A 19,781-nucleotide genomic window follows, 5' to 3' on the forward strand; every position below is an offset into this window, starting at 1 on the left:
GCATTCGACTCGAACGCCGTCGATCACCCGCGTGCTTCGTCAGCGCAGACCGGAAAGCGGGAACGCACGCCGCAGCAACCGGGTCAGGGCGTTCCCACGACCACGCCGGCCCGCGGCCGGACGGTCCCGGCCGGGCCACCGCCGGTCACGGGCCTCGCCGGTCGCCGCACCGGCGACGTCGGTGTGGAAGTCGGCCCGGTTGCCGTACCAGACGTGCATGGTCACCCCTCCAGCGCGCGGTAGGTGAAGCTGCCGAAGTCGGCCCACGACTCGCTCGGAGCGCCGTCGGCGGTCGCGTACAGTCCGATGTGGACACCGGTGAACCCGCCCGCGGCCTGGGTGCTGAGCACGCGTCCGTCGAACGGCTCGCCCAGCAGCCGCCACTCCTCCGCACCCGCGGCGACCAGGGCCTGGTGCTCCTGGCCGACCGCCTCGACGCACAGCCGCACTACACCCTCTGCCACCCGCGTCCGCGCGAGCACCGAGTCCCGTCCACCGGAGCGGCACACGAGGGTGACCTCGCGCTCGGCGCCGAGCAGCAGCCGGACGTGGTGGTCGTTGTTCTGCAGCAGCACCAGGCCCGCGGCCTCGGTCGGCCCGGCCGGCTCGAACTCGAGCTCGCAGGACACGTGGTAGTTCTGGTGCTGCTGGCGCCTCAGGACCACGCTCGGCGTGACCGGATCGGTGATCGACTCCGGCCGCACCCGCAGCCGGAGGTGGCCGGGCCGGTCGGTCACCGACCAGAACACCTCGTCCGGCGTGCGCAGGAACATCCACCTGGGGTCGAACGTGGTGAAGTCGTCGGTGTGCCCGGTCTCGGGCCAGGGGTGGGCCGGCAGGTCGGGGACGTCGTACGCGGCCTCGACGCGGCCGGTGCCCTGGCTGAACACGGGGCCGCCCGCCTCCCACGTCACCGGCACGAGGAACGTCTCCCGGCCGAGGTTGTAGACATAACCGCCGTACGGCCGCGTTCCGAGCAGCACGGCGAACCACTGGCCGTTCTGCGTGCACACCAGGTCGGCGTGCCCGGTCGCCGCGATCGGGTGGTCGCGGCCGAGGTGGCGGTGCGTCAGCACCGGGTTGAGCGGTGAGCCGCGGTACGGGCCGGTGACCGCGTCGGCCGTCGCGACGACCACGGAGTGCTCGAAGTCGGTGCCGCCCTCCGCGCACAGGAGCACGTACCGCCCGTCCACCTTGTACAGGTGGGGCGCTTCGAGCCACACCGAGTCGCGCATCGCGCCGTGCCACAGCACGTGCTCCTCGCCGAGGAGCTCCAGCCGGACCGGGTCGAACTCGCGCAACCAGACCTCGGTCTGGCCCTGCCGGCCGCCGGGCACCTCGCGGGTCGCCGTCCACCAGGCCCTGCCGTCGTCGTCGAAGTACAGCGACGGGTCGAACCCGCCGGCCTCCGGCAGCCACGTCGGCTCCGACCACTCGCCGGCCGGATCGGTGGCGGTCACCACGAAGTTGCCCGTCTCCGCCGTGCCGTCGACCAGCGTGCACACCACGTAGAACACGCCGTCGTGGTGCCGGATGGTCGGCGCGTACAGGCCACCGGAGGCGCGCACGCCCCGCAACGGCAACTGGGACGGCCTGTCCAGCACGTGGCCGAGCAGCCGCCAGTGCACGAGATCGCGGCTGTGGTAGATCGGCAGGCCGGGGAAGTACTCGAACGTCGAGGTCACCAGGTAGTAGTCCGATCCCGCCCGGCACACCGAGGGATCCGGGTGCGAGCCGGGCAGGACCGGGTTCAGGAACTGTGCCAAGTGGACACTCCCGTTACGGGTTGATCCGGGTGTACGCGGGTTTCGGCCTCAGGTTCTCGTCGAACAGGCAGGCCGCGCCCTCACCGGGGAACACGTCGGGCACCCACGAGTGCCGGTCGGTGAAGCCCCACGTGGTGAACTCGACGCACCGCCGGACGGCGTGGCAGGCGTCCCAGACCTGGTCGAAGTAGTCGGCCTGGGCCTCCAGCTTCTCCGGGGTGACGGGCAGCGGGATCCGCACGTCGGCCTCGGTGATCGCGACGTCCACGCCGAGCGCGGCGAACCTCGCGATGTTCTCCCGGACACCCGCGGGGAAGCCGTACATGAGCGACAGGTGGGCCTGGATGCCGACGCCGTGGATCGGCACGCCCTGCCGCTTCAACGACTTCACCAGGGCGTAGAGCGCGTCGCTCTTGGGGTTGATCCCCTCGACGTTGTAGTCGTTGATGTAGAGCTTCGCCCTGGGGTCGGCCGCGTGGGCCCAGCGGAAGGCGTCGGCGATGTAGCGGTCGCCGAGCTTCTCCTGGAACACCGTCGGCCGGCGGGTGCCGTCCTCGTTGAACGCCTCGTTGACGACGTCCCACGCGCGGATCTTGCCGCGGTAGCGGCCGGCCTCGGTCCTGATGTGGTCCTTGACGACGCCGCGCAGCTCCGCCGCGTCGAGGTCGTCCACCCAGTCCGGCAGCTGGCTGTGCCAGACCAGGGTGTGTCCCCGGACGGTCTTGCCGGTCTTGCGGGCGTAGTCGACGATCGCGTCCGCGCCGGACCAGTCGTACTGGCCCCGAACGGCTTCGACCACACCCCACTTCATCTCGTTCTCGGGCGTGACGCTGTCGAACTCGCGGGTGAGCACGGACCGGTAGTCGGCCTCGGTGGTGAGGTGCTGGACGGCCACCGCACTGCCCACATACCTCTTCGTGATGGTCTTCAACGGACCCGCGGCTGACGCGGGAACCGCCTGGATCAGCACCACCAGTGCGGCGATGCCGACCGCTAATCGAGTACGCATGGATCTTCTCCCTTGCCTGTCAGCCCTTCACAGAACCGGTGAGGCCGCCGACCATGCGGCGTTCGGCGAGCACGAAGAACGTGAGCGCCGGGATCATCGACAGCGCCGTGAAGGCGAGCACCTTCGCGGTGTCCTGGGTGTGCTCGGACTGGAACATCGCCACGCCGAGCGGGAGGGTGAAATTGGTGGAGTCGTTGAACACCAGCAACGGCAACAGGTAGAAGTTCCAGCTGGTGATGAACGCGAGCACCGACACCGTGATCAGCGCCGGCCGCGACAGCGGCAGCAGGATCCGCCAGAAGAAGCCGAGCTTGGCGGCGCCGTCGAGCAGCGCCGCGTCCTCCAGCTCGCCGGGGATCGCGTGCATGAACGGCCGCAGGATCACGATGGTGACCGGCAGCGAGAACGCCGCCTCCGGAATGGCGACACCGAGCGGGTTTTCGAGCAGGCCGAGCTGGCGCAGCCACAGGTACAGCGGCAGCGTCGCCACGCCGAGGGGGAACAGCAGCCCCAGCGTGAACAGCGTGTAGAACCCCTCGCGGCCGCGGAAGGCGTAGCGGGACAGCGCGAACGCCGCCATCGCACCGAGCACGACCGCGAGCGTCGTCGCGATCACCGCGATGAGCGCGCTGTTGCCCAGCAGCCGCCAAAACTGCGGCGAGCTCGCGATCTCGGCGTAGTTGTCCCACACGAACGGGCCGGGCAACCCCGCCGGCGACGAGTTGATCTGCGCGGTGGTGCGGAAACCGCCCAGCACCACGAACAACAGCGGCACCACCGTCACGCCGATGACGGCGATCGCGGCGAGGTAGCCGACGGAGTTGCGACGTGCCATCTCAGCGCACCCCCGTCAAAGCGCCCTGGGTGTCCCGGCGCAAGGCGAACCTCTGGTACAGCAACGCGAACACGAAGCAGATGATGAAGAGGATCACCGCGACCGCGCTGCCGAACCCGAACTCGTACCGCTTGAAGCCGTGGTCGACCAGGTAGGTCGCCATGGTCGTGGACGCGTTGGCGGGACCGCCGAGCGTCATGATCCAGACCAGGTCGAAGAGCTGCAGCGACCCGATCACCGACAGGAAGATCCAGATCCTGATCGTCGGTCCCAGCAACGGGATCACGACGTGCCGGGTGGTCTGCCAGGCGCTCGCGCCGTCGAGCGCGGCGGCCTCCCGCAGCTCGGGCGGGACGCCCTGCAACCCGGCCAGCAGCAGGATCACGCCGAAACCGATGTACTTCCACGTGATCACGACGAACAGCGTGTAGAGCACGATCGACGGATCGGCGAGCCACAGCCGCACGAACCCGCCCAGGCCGACGCCGCGCAGGATCTCGTCGACGAAACCGCCCGGTTGCAGCATCAGCAGCCAGATCACCGCGGTCACGGCCTCCGAGAGCACGTACGGCGCGAAGACCACCATCCGCAGGAAGGTCCGGCCCCGCAGCTTCCGGTTGAGCAGCAACGCCAGACCGATGCTGAGCGGCAGCTGCACGATGATCGACAGCGTCGCGATCAGCAGGTTGTGCCCGATGGCGCCCTGGAAGACGTCACCGGAGAAGGCGTCGACGTAGTTCTGCAGGCCGACGAAGTCCGTGAGCGGGCCGAAGCCGTTCCACGAGTAGAGGCTGTAGACCACGGCCACGCCGATCGGCACCAGCACGAACCCGGTGAAGAGCACCAGGGCCGGTGTGAGCAGCAGCGCGAGCTCGAGGCGGGTTCGCAGTCGGGACCGCCGCCGGGTGCCCCCGGCCGCTGGCGCGTGCGGCACGGGGGCGGTCGGCGGCCGCGTGGTGATCGCGGCACTCATCATTTGTTCCCGGCAGCTGCTTTGCTCACCGACTGCACGATGGTGTCGGGCCCGCCCTGCCCCGCGAAGAAGTTCGCGATGGCGTCGTTGAGGGCCTGACCGACGTTGGTCGGGAACGCGGTGTCGAAGTAGAACTGCAGGTGCGAAGCCTTGTTCATGGCCTCGGAGATCTGCTTGTGCGTCTCGGTCTTGAGCGAGGCCACCGCGGACTCCCGCACCGGCAGGCCGGATCCGGTCTCGGCGAGGATCTTCTGCACCTCGTCGCCGACCAGGTGTTCCAGGAACTCCCCGCAGGCCTTGGCCGCGCGGGTGGTGCAGGAGAACCCGTCACCGCCGCCGAGCAGCACGGTCGGGTCGCCCTGTCCCCCCGGCACGCTGGGGAACGGGAACCAGCCGAGCTTCGAGTCGAGGTCCTTGTCCTCGGTGAGCGCCCGCATCACGTCCGGCTCCCAGTCGCCCTGCAGCTCCATGGCGGCCTTGGCGTTCGCGAGCAGGCCCGCCGAGCTGCCGGCCCCCTGCTGGGCGGGAGTGCCGACGAACCCGTCCTGGAACGGTTTGGTGTCCAGGAAGGCCTTGAGGTTCTCCCCCGCCTTGGTGAAGCACGGGTCGGTCAGCTCGGTCTTCTCGACGGCCTTCTTCAACGCGTCGACCGAGCACTGGCGCACCGCGAAGTAGCCGAAGTAGAACGCGTCCGGCCAGCGGTCCTTGCCGCCGAGCGCGATCGGCACGATGCCGGCGGTCTTCAGCTTCGCGACCGCCGCGTTGAGCTCGTCCAAAGTGGTCGGTGGCGAGGTGATCCCCGCGGTGGCGAACAGGTCCTTGCGGTACCAGAAGCCGACCGCGTGCATCTGGTACGGGACGCCGAACTGCTTGCCGCCGACCTTCCAGCCGTCGGCGTACTTGCCGAGCGGCCCGATCCAGCCGGACGACGCCTGGGTGATGTCGGCGATCTTGCCGGACTTCATCTGGTCGGCGAGCGCGCCGCCGCCCCACTGCTGGAAGAGGTCGGGCGGGGTGTTTCCCTGCAGTGCCAACGGCACCTTGGTCTGGAACTGCTCGTTCTGGAGCGGCTCGACCGTGAACGAGGTGTTCGGGTGGGTCTTGTGGAAGTCGTCGGCGATCTGCTGCCACTTCGACTTCATCGGTTCAGTGGTTCGGTTGTGCCACCAGGTGAGCGTGACTGGACCTTCGGTGGAGGCGTCTCCGCCTCCACCGCACCCGGCCAGTGCCAGCGCCGCGGCGGCGAAGAGGGCAAGGGGCTTCTTGGAACGCATTGAGGTCCACTCCTGACGACGTCGGCCGAGTTGGACTGGGTGTGAGATGCGTGATGCCGGAGAGACTCTCGCGTCGGACGTCTCGTGTCAATCGTTGTCGATAACGTTTTCCACGGCTAGCCTGAGCCCGTGCCTCCACGCCAACGCGTCACGATCCGGGATGTCGCCGCTCAAGCCGGCGTCTCGGTAGCCACCGTGTCCAAGGTCCTCAACCAGCGGTACGGCGTCTCCGCCGACACGTTCGCGCGAGTGCAGTCGGTGATCAAGGAGATGGGGTACGAGGCGAGCCTGGTCGCGCAGAGCCTGCGCAACCACCGCACGAACGTCATCGGCATCCTGGTCGCCGACATCGAGCCGTTCAGCACCGAACTGCTCAAGGGTGCCGCGGATGCCATCCGCGGCACCGGTTTCGAGCTCGTCGTCTACTCGGCCGGCGGCCGCACGGGTGATCCACAGGGCTGGGAGCTGCGGTACCTCACCCGGCTGAGCGGCACCCTCGTCGACGGCGCCGTGCTGGTCACGCCCGCCGTGGATCTGGAAGGCCTGCCCGGCACCCCCGTCGTCGCCGTCGACCCCCACACGGGTCGCGCGGCGTTGCCCACCGTCGACTCCGACAACCTGCACGGCGGACGGCTCGCGACCGAGCACCTGCTCGAGCTCGGTCACCGCCGGATCGCCATGCTCACCGGCCGCGACGACCTGAAATCCGCCCAGCAGCGCGAAACCGGCTACCGCGGGGCACTCGCCAGCGCGGGAATCGCGGTGGACGAGAACCTGGTCCGCCGGGGCGACTACGACGCCGTCGTGGCCGCCGCGGCCGCCCGCGACCTTCTGAGCGGACCGGACCGGCCGACGGCCGTGTTCGCCGCCAACGACATCACCGCCATCGCCGTCATCGATGCGGCCCGCCAGCTCGGCCTGCGGGTGCCGGAAGACCTCTCGGTGGTCGGTTTCGACAACATCCCCGAGTCCGCGCTGTGCACACCGCCGATCACGACGGTGCAGCAGCCGATCCGCGAGATGGGCCACCGCGCCGTCAGGTTGCTGGTGCGGCTCATCAACGGCGACGAGCCCGGTGACACCCACCTCACCCTGGGCACCGAGCTGGTCATCCGGCAGTCGACCCGCCCACTGACTCCTTGAGGTTGCTGTGACGACAGAAGCCACCACGCCGGACGAGCTCTGGCGCAACCCGCACGCACCCGTCGACGAACGCGTGCGCGACCTGATCGCACGGATGACCGTGCAGGAGAAGATCGCGCAGTTGCAGGGCATCTGGGCCGGCATCGACGCCGCCGGTGAGATGGCGCCGCACCAGCACGAGTTCGCCGTGGCACCGCAGGACTTCGACGAGCTGACCCGGCACGGCATCGGTCAGCTCACCAGGGTCTTCGGCACCCGGCCGATCGCGCCGGAGGTCGGTGCGCGCACCCTCGCCCGCACCCAGCGGCAGATCGTCGAGGCGAGCCGCTTCGGGATTCCCGCCGTGGTCCACGAGGAGTGCCTGACCGGGCTGGCCGCGTGGCAGGCGACCGTGTACCCGTCGCCGCTGTGCTGGGGCGCGACCTTCGAGCCGGACCTGGTGCGGCGCATGGCCGCGAAGTTCGGCGACGCGATGCGCAGGCTCGGCGTGCACCAGGGCCTCGCCCCCGTCCTGGACGTCACGCGCGACCTGCGCTGGGGCCGCGTCGAGGAGACCATCGGCGAAGACCCGCACCTCGTGGGCACCATCGGCGCCGCCTACGTCGCGGGCCTGGAGTCGGCGGGGGTCGTGTCCACGCTCAAGCACTTCGCGGGGTACTCGTCCTCACGGGCGGGGCGCAACCACGCACCGGTGTCGATCGGGCCGCGCGAGTTCGCGGACGTGATCCTGCCGCCGTTCGAGATGGCGCTGCGGGCCGGCGCCAGGTCGGTGATGAACTCCTACGCCGACAACGACGGTCTCCCCGCCGCCGCGGACCCGAGCCTGCTCACCGGACGGCTCCGCGAGGAGTACGGCTTCACCGGCACCGTGGTCGCCGACTACTTCTCCGTGGCGTTCCTGCACAAGCTGCACGGCGTCGCCGCCGACCGCGAGGACGCGGCCACGCAGGCGCTGAGCGCCGGCATCGACGTCGAGCTGCCCACCGTGGACTGCTTCGGCGAGCCGCTGCTCGAAGGTCTGCACCGCGACCGGGTGGACATCGCCCTCGTCGACCGGGCGCTGACCCGCGTGCTGACGCAGAAGTTCGAGCTGGGACTGCTCGACCCCGGCTACTCCCCCGCACCGCAGTCGAACGTCGACCTGGACGACGCCGAGTCCCGCGCGCTCGCCCGCGAGGTCGCCGAGCGCTCGATCGTGCTGCTGCACAACGACGGCGTGCTGCCGCTGAGCGGCAAGCGCCTGGCGGTCGTGGGCCCGCGGGCGGACGACGCCGGCGCGATGATGGGCTGCTACTCCTTCCCACTGCACGTCGGCGTGCACCACCCGGACGCGGAGATGGGCATCGAGGTCGCCACCGTGCTGGAGGCCCTGCGCGAGGACCACGACGTCGTGTTCGCCCGCGGCTGCCCGGTGCTCGGCGGAACCGACGAGGAGATCGCCGAGGCCGTCGAGACGGCACGGCAGGCCGACGTCTGCGTCGTCGTGCTCGGCGACCAGGCGGGCCTGTTCGGCAAGGGCACCTCCGGCGAGGGCTGCGACGCCGCGGACCTGACCCTGCCCGGCCGCCAGGAGGAGCTGCTGGAGGCGGTGCTCGACACCGGCATGCCGGTCGTGCTCGTGCTGCTCTCCGGCCGGCCCTACGACCTCTCCCGGCAGGCGGACCGGCTGGCCGCCATCGTGTGCGGCTTCTACCCCGGCGAGGAGGGCGCCTCGGCGCTGGCGGGTGTCCTCGGTGGACGGGTCAACCCGTCCGGCAGGCTCCCGGTCAGCTTCCCCGGCGCCGGCTCGAGCCAGCCGTCCACCTACCTGACCCCCCAGCTCGCCGCCCGCACGGAGGTCAGCACGGTCGACCCGACCCCGCTGTTCCCGTTCGGGCACGGCCTGTCCTACGCGCCCGCCACCTGGGTGACGGTGGGCAGCGAGGAGCGCGAGTGGCCGACCGACGGGACCTGCCGGGTGCACGTGGTGGTGCGCAACGACATGGACGTCCCGACCGCCGAAGTCGTGCAGATCTACCTGCACGACCCGGTGGCCGAGGTCGCGCGGCCCGTCCGCCAGCTCATCGGCGCGGTCAAGGTGGACCTCGCCGCGGGCCAGACCCGCACGGTCACCGCCGAGCTGCACGCCGACCTCACCTCCTACACCGGCCGGGCGGGTCGCCGCCAGGTCGACCCCGGTGACGTCGAGCTGCACATCGGCACGTCGAGCGCGACCATCCACACCTCGCTGCGGCTCACGCTGACCGGGCCCCGCCGCGAGGTCGGGTTCGACCGCACCATGACACCGGTGTTCACCACGAACCCGTGATGGGCGCTCCGCCCGGCCGCGACCAAGGGGGCGGCCGGGCGGAGCGGGATCGTCGGCTTTCACGAAGGGGCCGCCGCGGGTGCCGAGTGCGGTGGCAGACCTTGCCGGTGCGACAGGTCCGCCAGAGCGGAAACCTCAGCTACACGACGGAACCACCACCACTGCCGAGCGCGCCGAGACCCGGCCCGCGCCGCGCGGTCACGCGCTCACTCCACACCGATCCGCAGCGACCTGCGCCAGCGTGCGGTGACAGACCTTGCCGGTGCGACCCGTAGGCAGATCGGGCACGGTGAGCAGGAACTCGGGCAGCTTGGGCTTCGCCAGCCCCCGCGCGGACAGGAACGCGGTGAGGCCGGGGAGGTCGAGCGACTGTCCCGCGCGGACGGTCACGACCGCGCAGAGCCGTTCGCCCAGCTCGGTGTCCGGCACCGGCACGCAGGCGACCTCACCGACCGACGGGTGCCCGCCGATCGCCAGTTCCACCTCGGCGGGGCTGATGGTGTAGCCGCCGCGGATCACCACGCGTTTCGCCCTGCCGGTGACGTGCAGCCGGCCCTCCCCGTCGAAGTGGCCGCGGTCGCCGGTGCGCACCCAGCCACCGTCGAGCCGGTGGCGGGCGTCCAGCTCCGGCGCGCCGACGTAGCACAGCGGTGTCATCGGGCCTCGCGCGCAGATCTCGCCGTCGACGATCCGGATGTCGCACACCGCGGGGTCCGGGACGCCCACGCCGTTCTCCGGTGTCGTCGTGTGGCAGTTCACGCCGTCCGACGAGCCGTAGACGGTGATCACGTCGACGCCGAACCGCGCGCGGCACGCGGCCAGTGTCGCGGGCGGCAGCACGTCGCCGCTCGACACCAGCGCGACGAGGCCGGAGACGTCGCCGGGGTGGTCCACCAGCCGGTGCCACATCGTCGGCACCGCGAACACGTGCGTCGGGCGGTGCTCGGCGATCAGCCGCATCGCGGTGGCCGGTGCGAACCGCCGGGTGACGATCAGCGTGCCACCCAGGCAGCACAACGTGATCGGCACGCCGAACGAGCCGAACGACGAGGTGAGCGAGACGAGCACCAGGTCCCGGGGAGCCGGGCCGGCACCGTGCAGGGCGCGCAGGTAGTTGGCCCGACCACCGGCGAAAGCGTTGTGGGAGTAGGCGACCATCTTCGGTTCGCTCTCCGAGCCGGACGACAGCAGGATCTTCGCCGGCGCCTCGGGGTGGGGTCGCGGGTGCTCCGCGGTGTTCGTGCCCTCCTTACCGCTGACGGCCCCGCCGGCGATCAGCGCGCTCGCGCCGGCGCGGGAGAGCAACGAGCCGGCGTCCGCGGGGAGTGGCAGCACCACCGCGCCGACCGCGAGCACCGCCAGCTCGGCGACGACGGCGGCACGTCCGTCCGGCTCCTGGACACCGATGATGTCGGTCGTGCCGTACGGCAGCCGGGCGGCGAGAGCTCGGACCAGCAGGTCCAGCTCCGCATAGGAGAGCTCGCCCTCGTCGTCGACCAGCGCCGTGCGGTCCGGGTGCTCGCGGACCCGGTCGCGGAACAACGAGTGCAGGTCGCGGTCCGGGCAGTGCCCTGCGGCGACCCAGCCGCGGCGCAGCTCCGCCGGGACGAGGTCGCGCAGGACCGTTCCGGTGGCGGACACCCACGTCATGACGTGAACTCCCACGGCGAGGAGACCAGGACGCAACCGTCCCGGACGAGGGCGCCGGCGAACCGGGGGTCCGCGGCGAGCGCGGTCAGGTCGTCGCACACCGGCACGGTCAGCGGTGCGGCGCATCGGCGCCGTGACCGGGCGTTCAGCCTGCTGGCCGCGGACAGCAGCGACGAGTCGACCCGCGTGGCGCCGCTGGCCAGCGCGGCGACGACGCCGTGCGCGCTCACGACTCCGCCGAACACATCGACGATCGTCATCAGCGATGGCGGGACCCCGCTGTGGGCCTGCACGACGAAGTCCGTCCCCAGCGGCGGGTTCGGGCCCAGCTCGGTGCCCCAGCCCGACGCGTGCGCGTACACGATCCCCGGCTTCACCGCGGCGAGGTCGGCAGGCCGCAACGACCACTGCTCCGCCTTGCCCGGCGCCCAGTTGTGCAGGAACACGTCCGCGTCCGCCGCGAGGTCGAGCAGCTCCCGCCGGCCGCCGGGGGTGCCCAGGTCGATCTCGACGACGTCCTTGCCCCGGTTGAGTGCGTGGAACCGGGCCGAGGTGCCGCCGGCGGTGGGCGGCACCCAGCGCGACGGGTCACCGCCGGGCGGTTCGACGCGCAGCACCGTGGCGCCGAGCAGCCGCAACAGGTGCCCGGCCAGCGGACCCTGCACCCGGCGGCACGACTCGACCACCACCAGCCCGGCCAGAGGAAGTGGATCAGCGGACCGCCCGCGCCGGTGACCGCCGCTCGCGCCGCTCAGCACGAAGGCGGGCACGTGGCTCACCGGCTGCTCCGCCACCCGCACCAGCGTCATGCCGGTCCGGCGGGCGACGTCGGTGATGCGCGCCAACGGGTGCGCGGCGAGCACGTCGGCCAGCAGGGGCAGCGGACAGGTCGCGGTCGCGAACCGGTGCAGGAACGGCCGCCACCCCCGCGACACCGCGTGGCCGTCCGCGCCCAGCTCGGCCCAGAAGCGCTGCCACACCGAGGGGTCGAGCGCCTCGATCTCGAACGCGACTCCCTCGGCCGAGTGGAACGGCGGGCCGCCGGGGGGATGCGGTTCGTCCGGCTCGTCCGCCGTCGCCGCCGCGAGGTACTGCGCGACGGCGAGCAGGGCGGCCTGCGCCAGCGAGGTGGACACCGCGCGCAGCGGGATTCCCCGGTGCCGCGCGAACGCCAGCGCCAGGGCCCCCAGCTCCGCCAGTTCGGCCGCGACGATCGAGGCGTAGCCGAAGCCGAGCGGCGTCGGTCTGCCGAAGCGGCGGCCGTGCACGTGCATGACCCCGCACGCGGCCTGCACGTCCAGTTCTCCGGCGAGCGGCAGGTCGAGCGGTCCGGCCACGGACACGGACACCGCGTCGAGCGAGAGGGTCACGCGGGCCGCCTCCCGTGCACCGAGTAGACGACGCAGGACGAGGCGCGGAACCGCGGGTCCGCCATCACCGCCCGCACCCCGGCGAGCTGCTCGTCGGTCATGCCCGCCGCGACCAGCCTGTCCCGCAGGTGGTGCGTGTGGTGCACGAGCAGCCGCACGCCCGGCGATCCCGCGTGCCACGGGAACAGCGCGGGCACCGGGTCGACGTCGACGAGCCCGGCCGCCGCCATCGACGCGGCGACCTGCCTGCCCCACGTGCCGTCCCCGCCCGCGGCGCGGAACGTCCGCTCCTTGGCGGCGAGGAACGCCTCGTAGAGCCGGGCCGCCTGGTCGTCCGGCGCGAGCAGCACCGGGCCGTAGGAGATGTCGAACTCGTCGATCTGGAGCCACCCACCGGGCTTCACCGCGCGCACCAGCTTGCGCAGCACCTCCTCGCGTTCGGGGAGGTGCTGCAACACCAGGCGCGCGTGGATGAGGTCGAACTCGTTGTCCGGCAACGGGTCGTGCACGATGTCGTGCTGGAGGACCACGAGCCCGCGCGCCGGCGCGATGTGCTCTGGCTTGATGTCCGTGGCGAGCACCGAGCCGGCGCGGGCGGCGAGCCAGTGGGCGACGCCGCTGCCGCCGGCGCCGACCTCGAGGCAGCGCCAGCCGGGACCGACGCCGGTCTCGGCCAGCCGGGCCAGCGTGAACGGGTCGTACGCCTCGCTGAGGCACCGGTGCTGTTCGGTCGCGTGCACGCTGTGGTTGTCGAAGACGTAGGTCGTGGTCACGTCCACCTCCCTGAGCCGTTCGTGTCGGTGGCGCCCACCAGCCGCGCCAGCAGTTCGAGCCGGCGCACCTTGCCGGTCGCGGTGCGCGGCACCTCGTCCCAGCGCAGCACCACGGGCTCGGCCATCGGCGGCAGCTCGGCGACCGCGAGCCGCCAGCCGGCCGGGTCCAGCTCCGCGTCGGTCACCACGACGGGGATCGGCGGTCTCCCGGACGCGGCGAGCACGACGCACTCCACCACGCCGGGCAGCCGGTCCTCGACGGTGTCCTCCACGGCGAGGCAGCTGAGTCCCGCCGCCGCGTCCACCTCGCGGTCCAGCAGCGTCACCGCGCCCGTGCGGCTCACGATGCCGAGGTCACCGGTGTTCCACCACGGTCCGTCCGCCTTGGCCTGCCAGCGGTCCTGCTCGCCGACGTAGCCCGCGCACCGGGCACGGGTGCGGGCGAACACGAGCCCCGGGGTGCCGCGCGGCACCGGTTCCAGCGTCCGCGGGTCGACCACGCGCAGCCGCGCCATTCCCGGCATCGGCCGGCCGAGGTCGCGGGTCGTGTGCGCGGTGCGCCGGGTGAGGAACCGGAACGACAGCGGCCCCGTCTCGGTCTGCCCCCACCCCTGCATCCACAGTGGACGCCTGCGGCGTGACGCGTGCAGCATCGTCCTGATCACCGGCGGGTGCATCGCGTCGTAGGTGCTGACGAACCGGCGGACCGCGTGGAACGGGTTGTCCGGCCCGGCCGCGAGCGGTCGCCAGCGCACGTAGGCCGAGGGCAGCGCCTCCAGCACGGTCGGCGGGTGCGCGCCGAACATCCGCGCCGCGGAGGACGCGTCGCTCAGCATCACGATCTCCCGCGGTGCGAGGCACAGCGCTGACGCAGTCCAGCAGAACGTGCGACCGTGCGCGTACGAGCTGGCGTTGCCCATCACGTCGTCACGCCGGGTGCCGATCACCGGCCAGCGCACCGACTCCGGCCGCGCGAGCCGGTCGATGATCGTCCGGGTGGTGTGCACGACGAGCTTGGGCACGCCGGTGGTGCCGGAGGTGTGGTTGATGATCAACGGATCGTCGTCGTGCCTGCGGTGCGGCGGCGGTGGCCGGGAGGCGGTGAACTCGTCGATCCGCAGCACCCTGGAGGCGCCGAGGGCCCTGTCGGTGACGACCAGCGCCGGGTCGAGGCGCTTGATGAGGATGTCCAGCGTGTCGTCGGGCAGGTGGCAGGACAGCAGCGCGGGCACCGCGCCGAGCCGCACCGCCGCGCACGCCAGCAGGTCGTAGTCCCAGTGGTTGCGCTTGACGACGGCCACCCGGTCACCGGGCCGCACCCCCGCCTCGGACAACCATCCCGCGGCGCCGAGCACCAGCTCGGCGAGCTGCGCGACGGTGTAGGTGTCGCCTCCGCCGGGCGCGATGTCGAACGGCCGGTCCAGGCGCACCGTCGTCGCCGCGCCGGCGCACTGGTCGAACAACGTGCCCATGTCGTGCGGCTTCACACCCGTTCCTCCTTCCTGGCCAGGCGGTGCGCCGCGCGCAGGCCGGACCGCACCGCCGCCTCGCTGCACGGGCTCAGGTACACCCAGTCCCCCGCGTAGTCGACGGCCCCGCCCAGCCCCGCTTCGAACTCCGGGCGCAGCGCGAGCGCCCGCGGTGTCGCCTCGGGCAGCGCGTGCCGGAACCGCCGCACGACCACCCTGCGGGTCGCCGCGCGGAGCCCAGGCACCAGGCGCTCGGCGGCGCCGGTCAGCCGCTCCGCCACTTCGGCGTCGGGTGCCGTCATCAGGTCCCCGGCGACCGACGGGTGCGCCATGACCGTGACCAGGCCGCGGTTCCGCGGTGCGCGGCCGGGGTGCTTGAGGTGGTCGAAGATGACCGTGGAGACCGTGCCGTTCTCGGCGGTCGGGACGACCACCGCGTAGTCACGACGGCCCAGCGGGCGGTCGAGCAGCAGGTGGGCCTTCACCACCGAGGAGAACGAGCACGCGTCGATGAACTCCGATCCGTGCTCCGGGAACACCTGGCGCGCCACCGGTGCGGGCACGGCCAGCACGACCGAGCGGGCGCTGATCTCCTCGCCTCCCACGAAGATCCGCGCGGAGGAACCGTCGTCGGCCACCCGGTCGACCGGAGCCGAGGTGGTGACGTCCACCCGTGCGGCGAGCGCGCGGGCGAGCGCGTCCATGCCGTCGCGGTAGGTCCGCCAGGTCGACGCCGGGCCGATCGAGGTGAGCAGCGCGAGGAACGGCGCGATGGCGGACCGTGCGGGGTCCCAGCCGAAGAACCCCGACACGACCGGCTGGCACAGGTAGTCGAGCAGGTCACCCCGGCACGCTTGCGCGATCGTGGCGTGCGTCGAGTCCTCCGGGCGTTCCAGGTCGAACCGCCCGCGCAGCAACCGCAGCAGCTCCAGCCTGGCCCGCACGGGCAGGCCGGCCCCGCTGAGCAGGCCGCGTGCGCTCGCGACGCCCGGCCGCGCCCGGCCGCGCCACATCGCGATGCCCCGCCCGATCCTGGGCACCGCGGCCTGATCGATGCCGAGCTCTCCCAGCAGTCTCCACGTCTCCGGGTAGCCGGCCGCGGGGATCTGCTCGGCGCCGGTGTCGATGAGGAAGCCGTCCTCGCGCACCGTCGTCATCCGGCCGCCCACGACGTCGGCCGCCTCGAAGACCCGCACCCGCCTGCCCGTCGCGCGCAACCGGAACGCGGTGGTCAGCCCGGCGACGCCGGCGCCGACGACGGCCACGTCGAGGTCGGTCACGTCCAGACCACCAGGTTCACGACGACCAGCGCCAGCACGGTGATCCGGTGGATGCGGATGCCGAGCTTCCTGGCCCGCAGGATGTCGTGCCGGGCGAACCCGATCCACACCTGCCTGGCCCGCAGGGCGATCGTCGGCAGCAGAGCGAGCGGGAACCACCACGGACCGCCCAGCACGGGCACCGCCAGGACGAGCGCGAGCTCCGCCGCCGACACCGCGATGACGAAGACCATGTTGCCGCGCGGTGAGGTCAGCGCCGCGACCGTGGGCCTGCCGACCGACCGGTCCCCCACCACGTCGTTGGTGTTGGAGTACACGCCGAACAGCAGCGGTCCCAGCCCGAACAGCAGCGCCTGGGCCAGCACGAAGCCGTCGACCGCGCCGGTGGCGAGGCCGTACGGCGCCAGCACCAGCGCCCAGCCGAGCCCGGCGATGAAGAACTCCTGGAAACCGTGGTAGCTCAGCTTCACGCCCCACGAGTACTGCAACGAGAAGAAGTACGTGACGGCGATCAGCACGACCGTCCACAACGGAGTGTGCGGCGCGATCGCGATGGCGGCGAGCCACAGCAGCGCGCCGACCACACCGGTCACCTGAGCGAACCGCAGCACCTGGTCCTCGGTCAGCGTGCCCGCCACCAGCGGCTTGCGGTACCGCCTGCGCGCCGGGTCGTCGGGCGAGTAGTTGGTGACGTCGCTGCCGTCGCGGTAGCCGGTGAGGTCGTCGAGCGCCACCATCGCGGCGATCACGAACACCTCGCCGAGCAGGAACACCCCGGTCGTGGTGAGCACGCCCGCGTCGAACCGCAGCGCGGGGACGAGCAACGTCCACACCACGACCACGCCGAGGTAGTAGTCGAGGATGTCCAGCTTCGCGAGCCGGAAGTAAGCGCTGCCACGGGTTCTCGTGGTCGCCGCCAACGCCGTCATCGCCGGTCCTCCAAGGCGATCAGCGCGGCGAAGGAGCGGTCGCCGCCGTAGGTCAGCTCCTGCCGTTCGACCAGCCGCGAACCCGGCAGCAGGGCGAGGTACTCGTCGAGGTCGCGCAGCCGGGAGTACCGGCCGACCGGGATGTCCGCGTGCTCGTACTCCACCAGCACCAGGTGCCGTGCCGCGCCCGCGATGGCGCGGCACGCCCTGGCGATCTCGTCGTCGTCCAGCACGTGCATCAGCACCCACACGCAGATCGCGACGTCGAACCTCTTGTCCCGCCACGGGAGACGCTGGACCGCCGCCTGCCGGAACTCGACGCCCGGCAGGTGGGCGCAGGCCACGCGGGCCAGCTCCAGCATGCGCGGTGTCATGTCGATCGCGGTGACGGCGGCTGCCCGCGCGGCGATGGCCGGGGTGATCCTGCCCATGCCGCACCCGATCTCCAGCGCGGAACCGACCGGGCCGAGCGCACGCAGGTAGTGGGTGACGAGCTGGAGGGTGCGGATGGTCGTGCTCTCGACGAGCTCGACCGGTTGCGAGGCGCGCATGACGCGGGTCAGGCCGGGGCGGTCGGCCCGCCTGCGCCACTCGTCCGCGATCTCGTCCGGTGCGGGGACCTGCGTTGCCTGGACCTTCATCACGACTCCTTGGCGAATCGGCACACCGCGTCCGCGATGTGTTCCACCTGCGCATCGGTCAGATGTGGGTAGATCGGGATGGCCAGCGTGCGCCGCGCGGCCAGCTCGGCGGCCGGCCAGGCGCCGCCACGGGCGTACGGGGCGAACGCGCGTTGGCGCGGAAGTGCCGCCGGGTAGTAGACGTGCGAGCCGATGCCCTGTGCGGCAAGGTGATCGCGCAACGCGTTCCGGCGTTCGGCGAGCAACGAGTAGACGTAGTAGCACCGGCCGTCGCCGCCGGGCGGCGGCGCGAGCACGCCGCAGCCGGCCAGGTCGGCGAAGCGTTCGGTGTAGTACTCACCGATGCGCGCCCGGCGCTCGAGCCGGTGGGGGAACGTGGCGAACCGGTGCAGCTGGAACGCCGCCATGATCTCGTCGAACCGGCTGTTGTAGCCGATGCGGTGGTGCACGAACCGCGTCCTGCCGTCCTGGCCGTGGTTGCGCAGCATCCGCACCGCCGCGCCGAGCTCGGGGTCGGCCGTGACGACCATGCCGCCCTCCCCCGGCATGCCGAACGTTTTCACCTGCACGAACGAGTACACGCCGGCATCGCCCCACATGCCGGCGGACCTGCCGGCGAGCACGCCGCCCTGGGCGACGGCGGCGTCCTCGACCAGCCGGACGCCCGCGCTGTCGGCGATCGCGCGGATCGCGGGCATGTCGGCCATCACCGAGAACATGTGCGCGGGCATGATCACCTTGGTGCGCGGGGAGATCAGCCGCTCGACCTCGGCGGGGTCGGCGACCATCGTCCACGGGTCGACGTCGGCGAAGACCGGCACGGCCCCGAGCACCGCCGGGGCGGCGGCGAGCGGCGCGCAGCCGAACGCGGGCACGATCACCTCGTCGCCGGGCCCCACGTCCATGGCGCGCAGCACCAGCGACAGCGCCGCGGTGCCGCTGCCGCAGGCGATCGCCTCGGTGGCGCCCACCGCGGCGCGGACGACCTCCTCGAAGCGGGCGGTGTGCGCGCCGAGGATGAACTTCTGCTCCGGCGCCAGACCGATGCTCTCGACGATGCCCAGCAGCACGTCCCGCTCGTCGTCGAAGAGGTCGGGCGGGAAGAAGGGCACGCTCATGACCGTCCTCGGTAGAAGTCGCGAATTGCGCCGCAGACCTTTTCGACGTCCGCCTCGGACAGGTCCGGATAAAGAGGGAGCGCGAGGGTGTGGCGGCACGCCGCTTCGGCATTCGGAAAATCACCGGAACGGTGTCCCAGGTAGCGAAAGCACGGCTGCAGGTGTAGGGGAACCGGGTAATAGACTTCGGTCTGCACACCGCGCGCCGACAGGTGCGCGGCCAGTTCGTCGCGCGCCTCGGCTTCGATCACGTAAACGTAGAACACGCCACCGGGACGGGCCTCGGGCAGTTTGCGCACGCCCGGCAGTCCCGTGAGCGATTCCGCGTACCGCGCGGCGAGCCGCGCCCGGCGGGCGATGTCGGCGTCGAGCCGGGTGAGCTTCGCGAGCAGCACCGCGGCCTGGATGTCGTCCATCTTGCTGTTGATGCCGGGCAGCCCGGTCTCCGTCGAGATGCCGGGGAAGTTGTCGATCGTGCGGCCGAACCTGCCGTGGTGGCGCAACGCGTCGACCACGCCGGCGATGCGCGGGTCGTCGGTGAGCACCGCCCCGGCGTCACCGATCGCGCCCAGCGTCTTCGTCGGGAAGAACGACAGCACGCCGCCCACGCCCAGCAGGCCCGCGTGCGTGCCACGATGCCGCATCCCGATCGCCTCCGCGCTGTCCTCGACCACCGCGAGGCCGAGCCCCCGGCTGACGTCGAGCAGCGCGTCCATGTCCGCGAGCTGCGAGAACAGGTGCACCGGCATCACGAACCGGGTGCGTTCGCCGGCGACGCGCGCCACGGAGGCGGGGTCGACGCCGTACCCGCCGGGCTCGATGTCGGCGAACACGGGACGACCGCCCGCGAGCACGACCGACGACGCCGAGGCGACGAACGAGAACGCGGGAACGACGACCTCGTCGCCGGGCCGCAGACCGGCCGCCCGCAGCAGCAGGACCAGTGCGTCCGTGCCGCTGTTCACCCCGATGACGAACCTGGCGCCGGTGTAGGCGGCGAGCGCGGACTCCAGCCGGGCGACCTTGTGGCCGTGTGAGTATTTGCCATTCTCGATCACGTCGACAATGTGTCGCCGAGTCGTGGGCCACAGTTCTGCGAATGTGGCCGATTGTACGTGGAAAGGGACCGACAGCGTACCCACCTCCGTGGCGAATGACCGTTTCCGAGAGTAGGGCAGCCGATCCGGCCGGTGATCCGGTTCACTCTTCCTGGTCAAGAAGGAGTGGCGGCCGTTGACACCTG

At 71.7% G+C, this 19,781-nt stretch carries 17 protein-coding genes; 2 read left to right on the forward strand and 15 right to left on the reverse strand.

Going from position 1 to position 19,781, the window contains the following annotated elements; all coding sequences use genetic code 11:
• Window positions 1-39: 39 nt before the first annotated feature.
• From BMW88_RS18780 to BMW88_RS18805, 6 genes are read right to left on the reverse strand one after another with little or no spacing between them, the layout of a single operon-like run.
• A complete protein-coding gene (locus BMW88_RS18780) occupies window positions 40-219 on the reverse strand; it encodes a hypothetical protein (protein WP_089952314.1) in 180 nt (59 codons plus the stop codon).
• A 2-nt stretch (window positions 220-221) separates the two neighbouring features.
• The gene (locus tag BMW88_RS18785; RefSeq protein ID WP_089952316.1) at window positions 222-1,766 is read right to left on the reverse strand and encodes a glycoside hydrolase family 43 protein; all 1,545 of its coding nucleotides are present in this window, start codon (window positions 1,764-1,766) and stop codon (window positions 222-224) included.
• A 13-nt stretch (window positions 1,767-1,779) separates the two neighbouring features.
• Window positions 1,780-2,775 (reverse strand): endo-1,4-beta-xylanase, encoded by a 996-nt coding sequence (locus tag BMW88_RS18790; RefSeq protein WP_245777902.1) that lies wholly within the window; start codon window positions 2,773-2,775, stop codon window positions 1,780-1,782.
• A gap of 19 nt (window positions 2,776-2,794) precedes the next feature.
• Window positions 2,795-3,610: a carbohydrate ABC transporter permease gene (locus tag BMW88_RS18795; RefSeq protein WP_089952318.1), complete on the reverse strand. Its 816-nt coding sequence runs from the start codon at window positions 3,608-3,610 to the stop codon at window positions 2,795-2,797.
• A gap of 1 nt (window position 3,611) precedes the next feature.
• Window positions 3,612-4,583 (reverse strand): carbohydrate ABC transporter permease, encoded by a 972-nt coding sequence (locus BMW88_RS18800; RefSeq protein ID WP_089952320.1) that lies wholly within the window; start codon window positions 4,581-4,583, stop codon window positions 3,612-3,614.
• Window positions 4,583-5,725 (reverse strand): extracellular solute-binding protein, encoded by a 1,143-nt coding sequence (locus BMW88_RS18805; RefSeq protein ID WP_245777903.1) that lies wholly within the window; start codon window positions 5,723-5,725, stop codon window positions 4,583-4,585. Before BMW88_RS18805 ends, BMW88_RS18800 begins: the two co-directional genes overlap by 1 nt.
• Window positions 5,726-5,986: 261 nt before the next feature.
• Between BMW88_RS18805 and BMW88_RS18810 the strand changes: the two genes are divergently transcribed.
• The gene (locus BMW88_RS18810; protein ID WP_089952323.1) at window positions 5,987-7,000 is read left to right on the forward strand and encodes a LacI family DNA-binding transcriptional regulator; all 1,014 of its coding nucleotides are present in this window, start codon (window positions 5,987-5,989) and stop codon (window positions 6,998-7,000) included.
• A gap of 7 nt (window positions 7,001-7,007) precedes the next feature.
• Window positions 7,008-9,308 carry a beta-xylosidase/alpha-l-arabinosidase gene (locus tag BMW88_RS18815; protein ID WP_089952325.1) on the forward strand — a complete coding sequence of 767 codons (2,301 nt, stop codon included), beginning with the start codon at window positions 7,008-7,010 and terminating at the stop codon, window positions 9,306-9,308.
• Between the two features lie 198 nt (window positions 9,309-9,506).
• Here the strand turns inward: BMW88_RS18815 and BMW88_RS18820 are convergent, their stop codons facing one another.
• Genes BMW88_RS18820 through BMW88_RS18860 form a run of 9 tightly spaced genes read right to left on the reverse strand, consistent with a single transcriptional unit; the run spans window position 9,507 to window position 19,680 of the window.
• Window positions 9,507-10,958 (reverse strand): class I adenylate-forming enzyme family protein, encoded by a 1,452-nt coding sequence (locus tag BMW88_RS18820; protein ID WP_089952326.1) that lies wholly within the window; start codon window positions 10,956-10,958, stop codon window positions 9,507-9,509.
• On the reverse strand, window positions 10,955-12,328 hold the full coding sequence (locus BMW88_RS18825; RefSeq protein ID WP_089952328.1) for a CoA transferase: 1,374 nt from the start codon (window positions 12,326-12,328) through the stop codon (window positions 10,955-10,957). The genes BMW88_RS18820 and BMW88_RS18825 overlap by 4 nt, the downstream gene beginning before the upstream one ends.
• Window positions 12,325-13,107, reverse strand: coding sequence for a class I SAM-dependent methyltransferase (locus BMW88_RS18830; protein WP_089952330.1), 783 nt, complete (start codon window positions 13,105-13,107; stop codon window positions 12,325-12,327). The genes BMW88_RS18825 and BMW88_RS18830 overlap by 4 nt, the downstream gene beginning before the upstream one ends.
• Window positions 13,098-14,573: a class I adenylate-forming enzyme family protein gene (locus tag BMW88_RS18835; protein ID WP_089952680.1), complete on the reverse strand. Its 1,476-nt coding sequence runs from the start codon at window positions 14,571-14,573 to the stop codon at window positions 13,098-13,100. Before BMW88_RS18835 ends, BMW88_RS18830 begins: the two co-directional genes overlap by 10 nt.
• 11 nt (window positions 14,574-14,584) lie before the next feature.
• A complete protein-coding gene (locus tag BMW88_RS18840) occupies window positions 14,585-15,850 on the reverse strand; it encodes an FAD-dependent oxidoreductase (protein WP_089952332.1) in 1,266 nt (421 codons plus the stop codon).
• Window positions 15,847-16,779, reverse strand: a complete 933-nt coding sequence (locus tag BMW88_RS18845; RefSeq protein ID WP_089952333.1) for a UbiA family prenyltransferase — start codon at window positions 16,777-16,779, stop codon at window positions 15,847-15,849. The genes BMW88_RS18840 and BMW88_RS18845 overlap by 4 nt, the downstream gene beginning before the upstream one ends.
• Window positions 16,776-17,420 carry a class I SAM-dependent methyltransferase gene (locus BMW88_RS18850; RefSeq protein ID WP_245777904.1) on the reverse strand — a complete coding sequence of 215 codons (645 nt, stop codon included), beginning with the start codon at window positions 17,418-17,420 and terminating at the stop codon, window positions 16,776-16,778. Before BMW88_RS18850 ends, BMW88_RS18845 begins: the two co-directional genes overlap by 4 nt.
• The gene (locus BMW88_RS18855; RefSeq protein ID WP_089952335.1) at window positions 17,420-18,538 is read right to left on the reverse strand and encodes a DegT/DnrJ/EryC1/StrS family aminotransferase; all 1,119 of its coding nucleotides are present in this window, start codon (window positions 18,536-18,538) and stop codon (window positions 17,420-17,422) included. The genes BMW88_RS18850 and BMW88_RS18855 overlap by 1 nt, the downstream gene beginning before the upstream one ends.
• Window positions 18,535-19,680, reverse strand: coding sequence for a DegT/DnrJ/EryC1/StrS family aminotransferase (locus BMW88_RS18860; RefSeq protein ID WP_425434665.1), 1,146 nt, complete (start codon window positions 19,678-19,680; stop codon window positions 18,535-18,537). Before BMW88_RS18860 ends, BMW88_RS18855 begins: the two co-directional genes overlap by 4 nt.
• Between the last annotated feature and the right edge of the window lie 101 nt (window positions 19,681-19,781).

It is taken from the genome of Lentzea xinjiangensis, from assembly GCF_900110955.1.
Lineage (GTDB): Bacteria > Actinomycetota > Actinomycetes > Mycobacteriales > Pseudonocardiaceae > Lentzea > Lentzea xinjiangensis.

Excerpts from the sequence above, each read along its gene's own strand:
- BMW88_RS18790 (WP_245777902.1), bottom strand. The coding sequence starts at position 2,775 with ATGCGTACTCGATTAGCGGTCGGCATCGCCGCACTGGTGGTGCTGATC.
- BMW88_RS18805 (WP_245777903.1), bottom strand. The coding sequence starts at position 5,725 with ATGAAGTCGAAGTGGCAGCAGATCGCCGACGACTTCCACAAGACCCAC.
- BMW88_RS18800 (WP_089952320.1), bottom strand. The coding sequence starts at position 4,583 with ATGAGTGCCGCGATCACCACGCGGCCGCCGACCGCCCCCGTGCCGCAC.
- BMW88_RS18780 (WP_089952314.1), bottom strand. The coding sequence starts at position 219 with ATGCACGTCTGGTACGGCAACCGGGCCGACTTCCACACCGACGTCGCC.
- BMW88_RS18820 (WP_089952326.1), bottom strand. The coding sequence starts at position 10,958 with ATGACGTGGGTGTCCGCCACCGGAACGGTCCTGCGCGACCTCGTCCCG.
- BMW88_RS18855 (WP_089952335.1), bottom strand. The coding sequence starts at position 18,538 with ATGAGCGTGCCCTTCTTCCCGCCCGACCTCTTCGACGACGAGCGGGAC.
- BMW88_RS18850 (WP_245777904.1), bottom strand. The coding sequence starts at position 17,420 with ATGAAGGTCCAGGCAACGCAGGTCCCCGCACCGGACGAGATCGCGGAC.
- BMW88_RS18835 (WP_089952680.1), bottom strand. The coding sequence starts at position 14,573 with ATGGGCACGTTGTTCGACCAGTGCGCCGGCGCGGCGACGACGGTGCGC.
- BMW88_RS18845 (WP_089952333.1), bottom strand. The coding sequence starts at position 16,779 with ATGACGGCGTTGGCGGCGACCACGAGAACCCGTGGCAGCGCTTACTTC.
- BMW88_RS18795 (WP_089952318.1), bottom strand. The coding sequence starts at position 3,610 with ATGGCACGTCGCAACTCCGTCGGCTACCTCGCCGCGATCGCCGTCATC.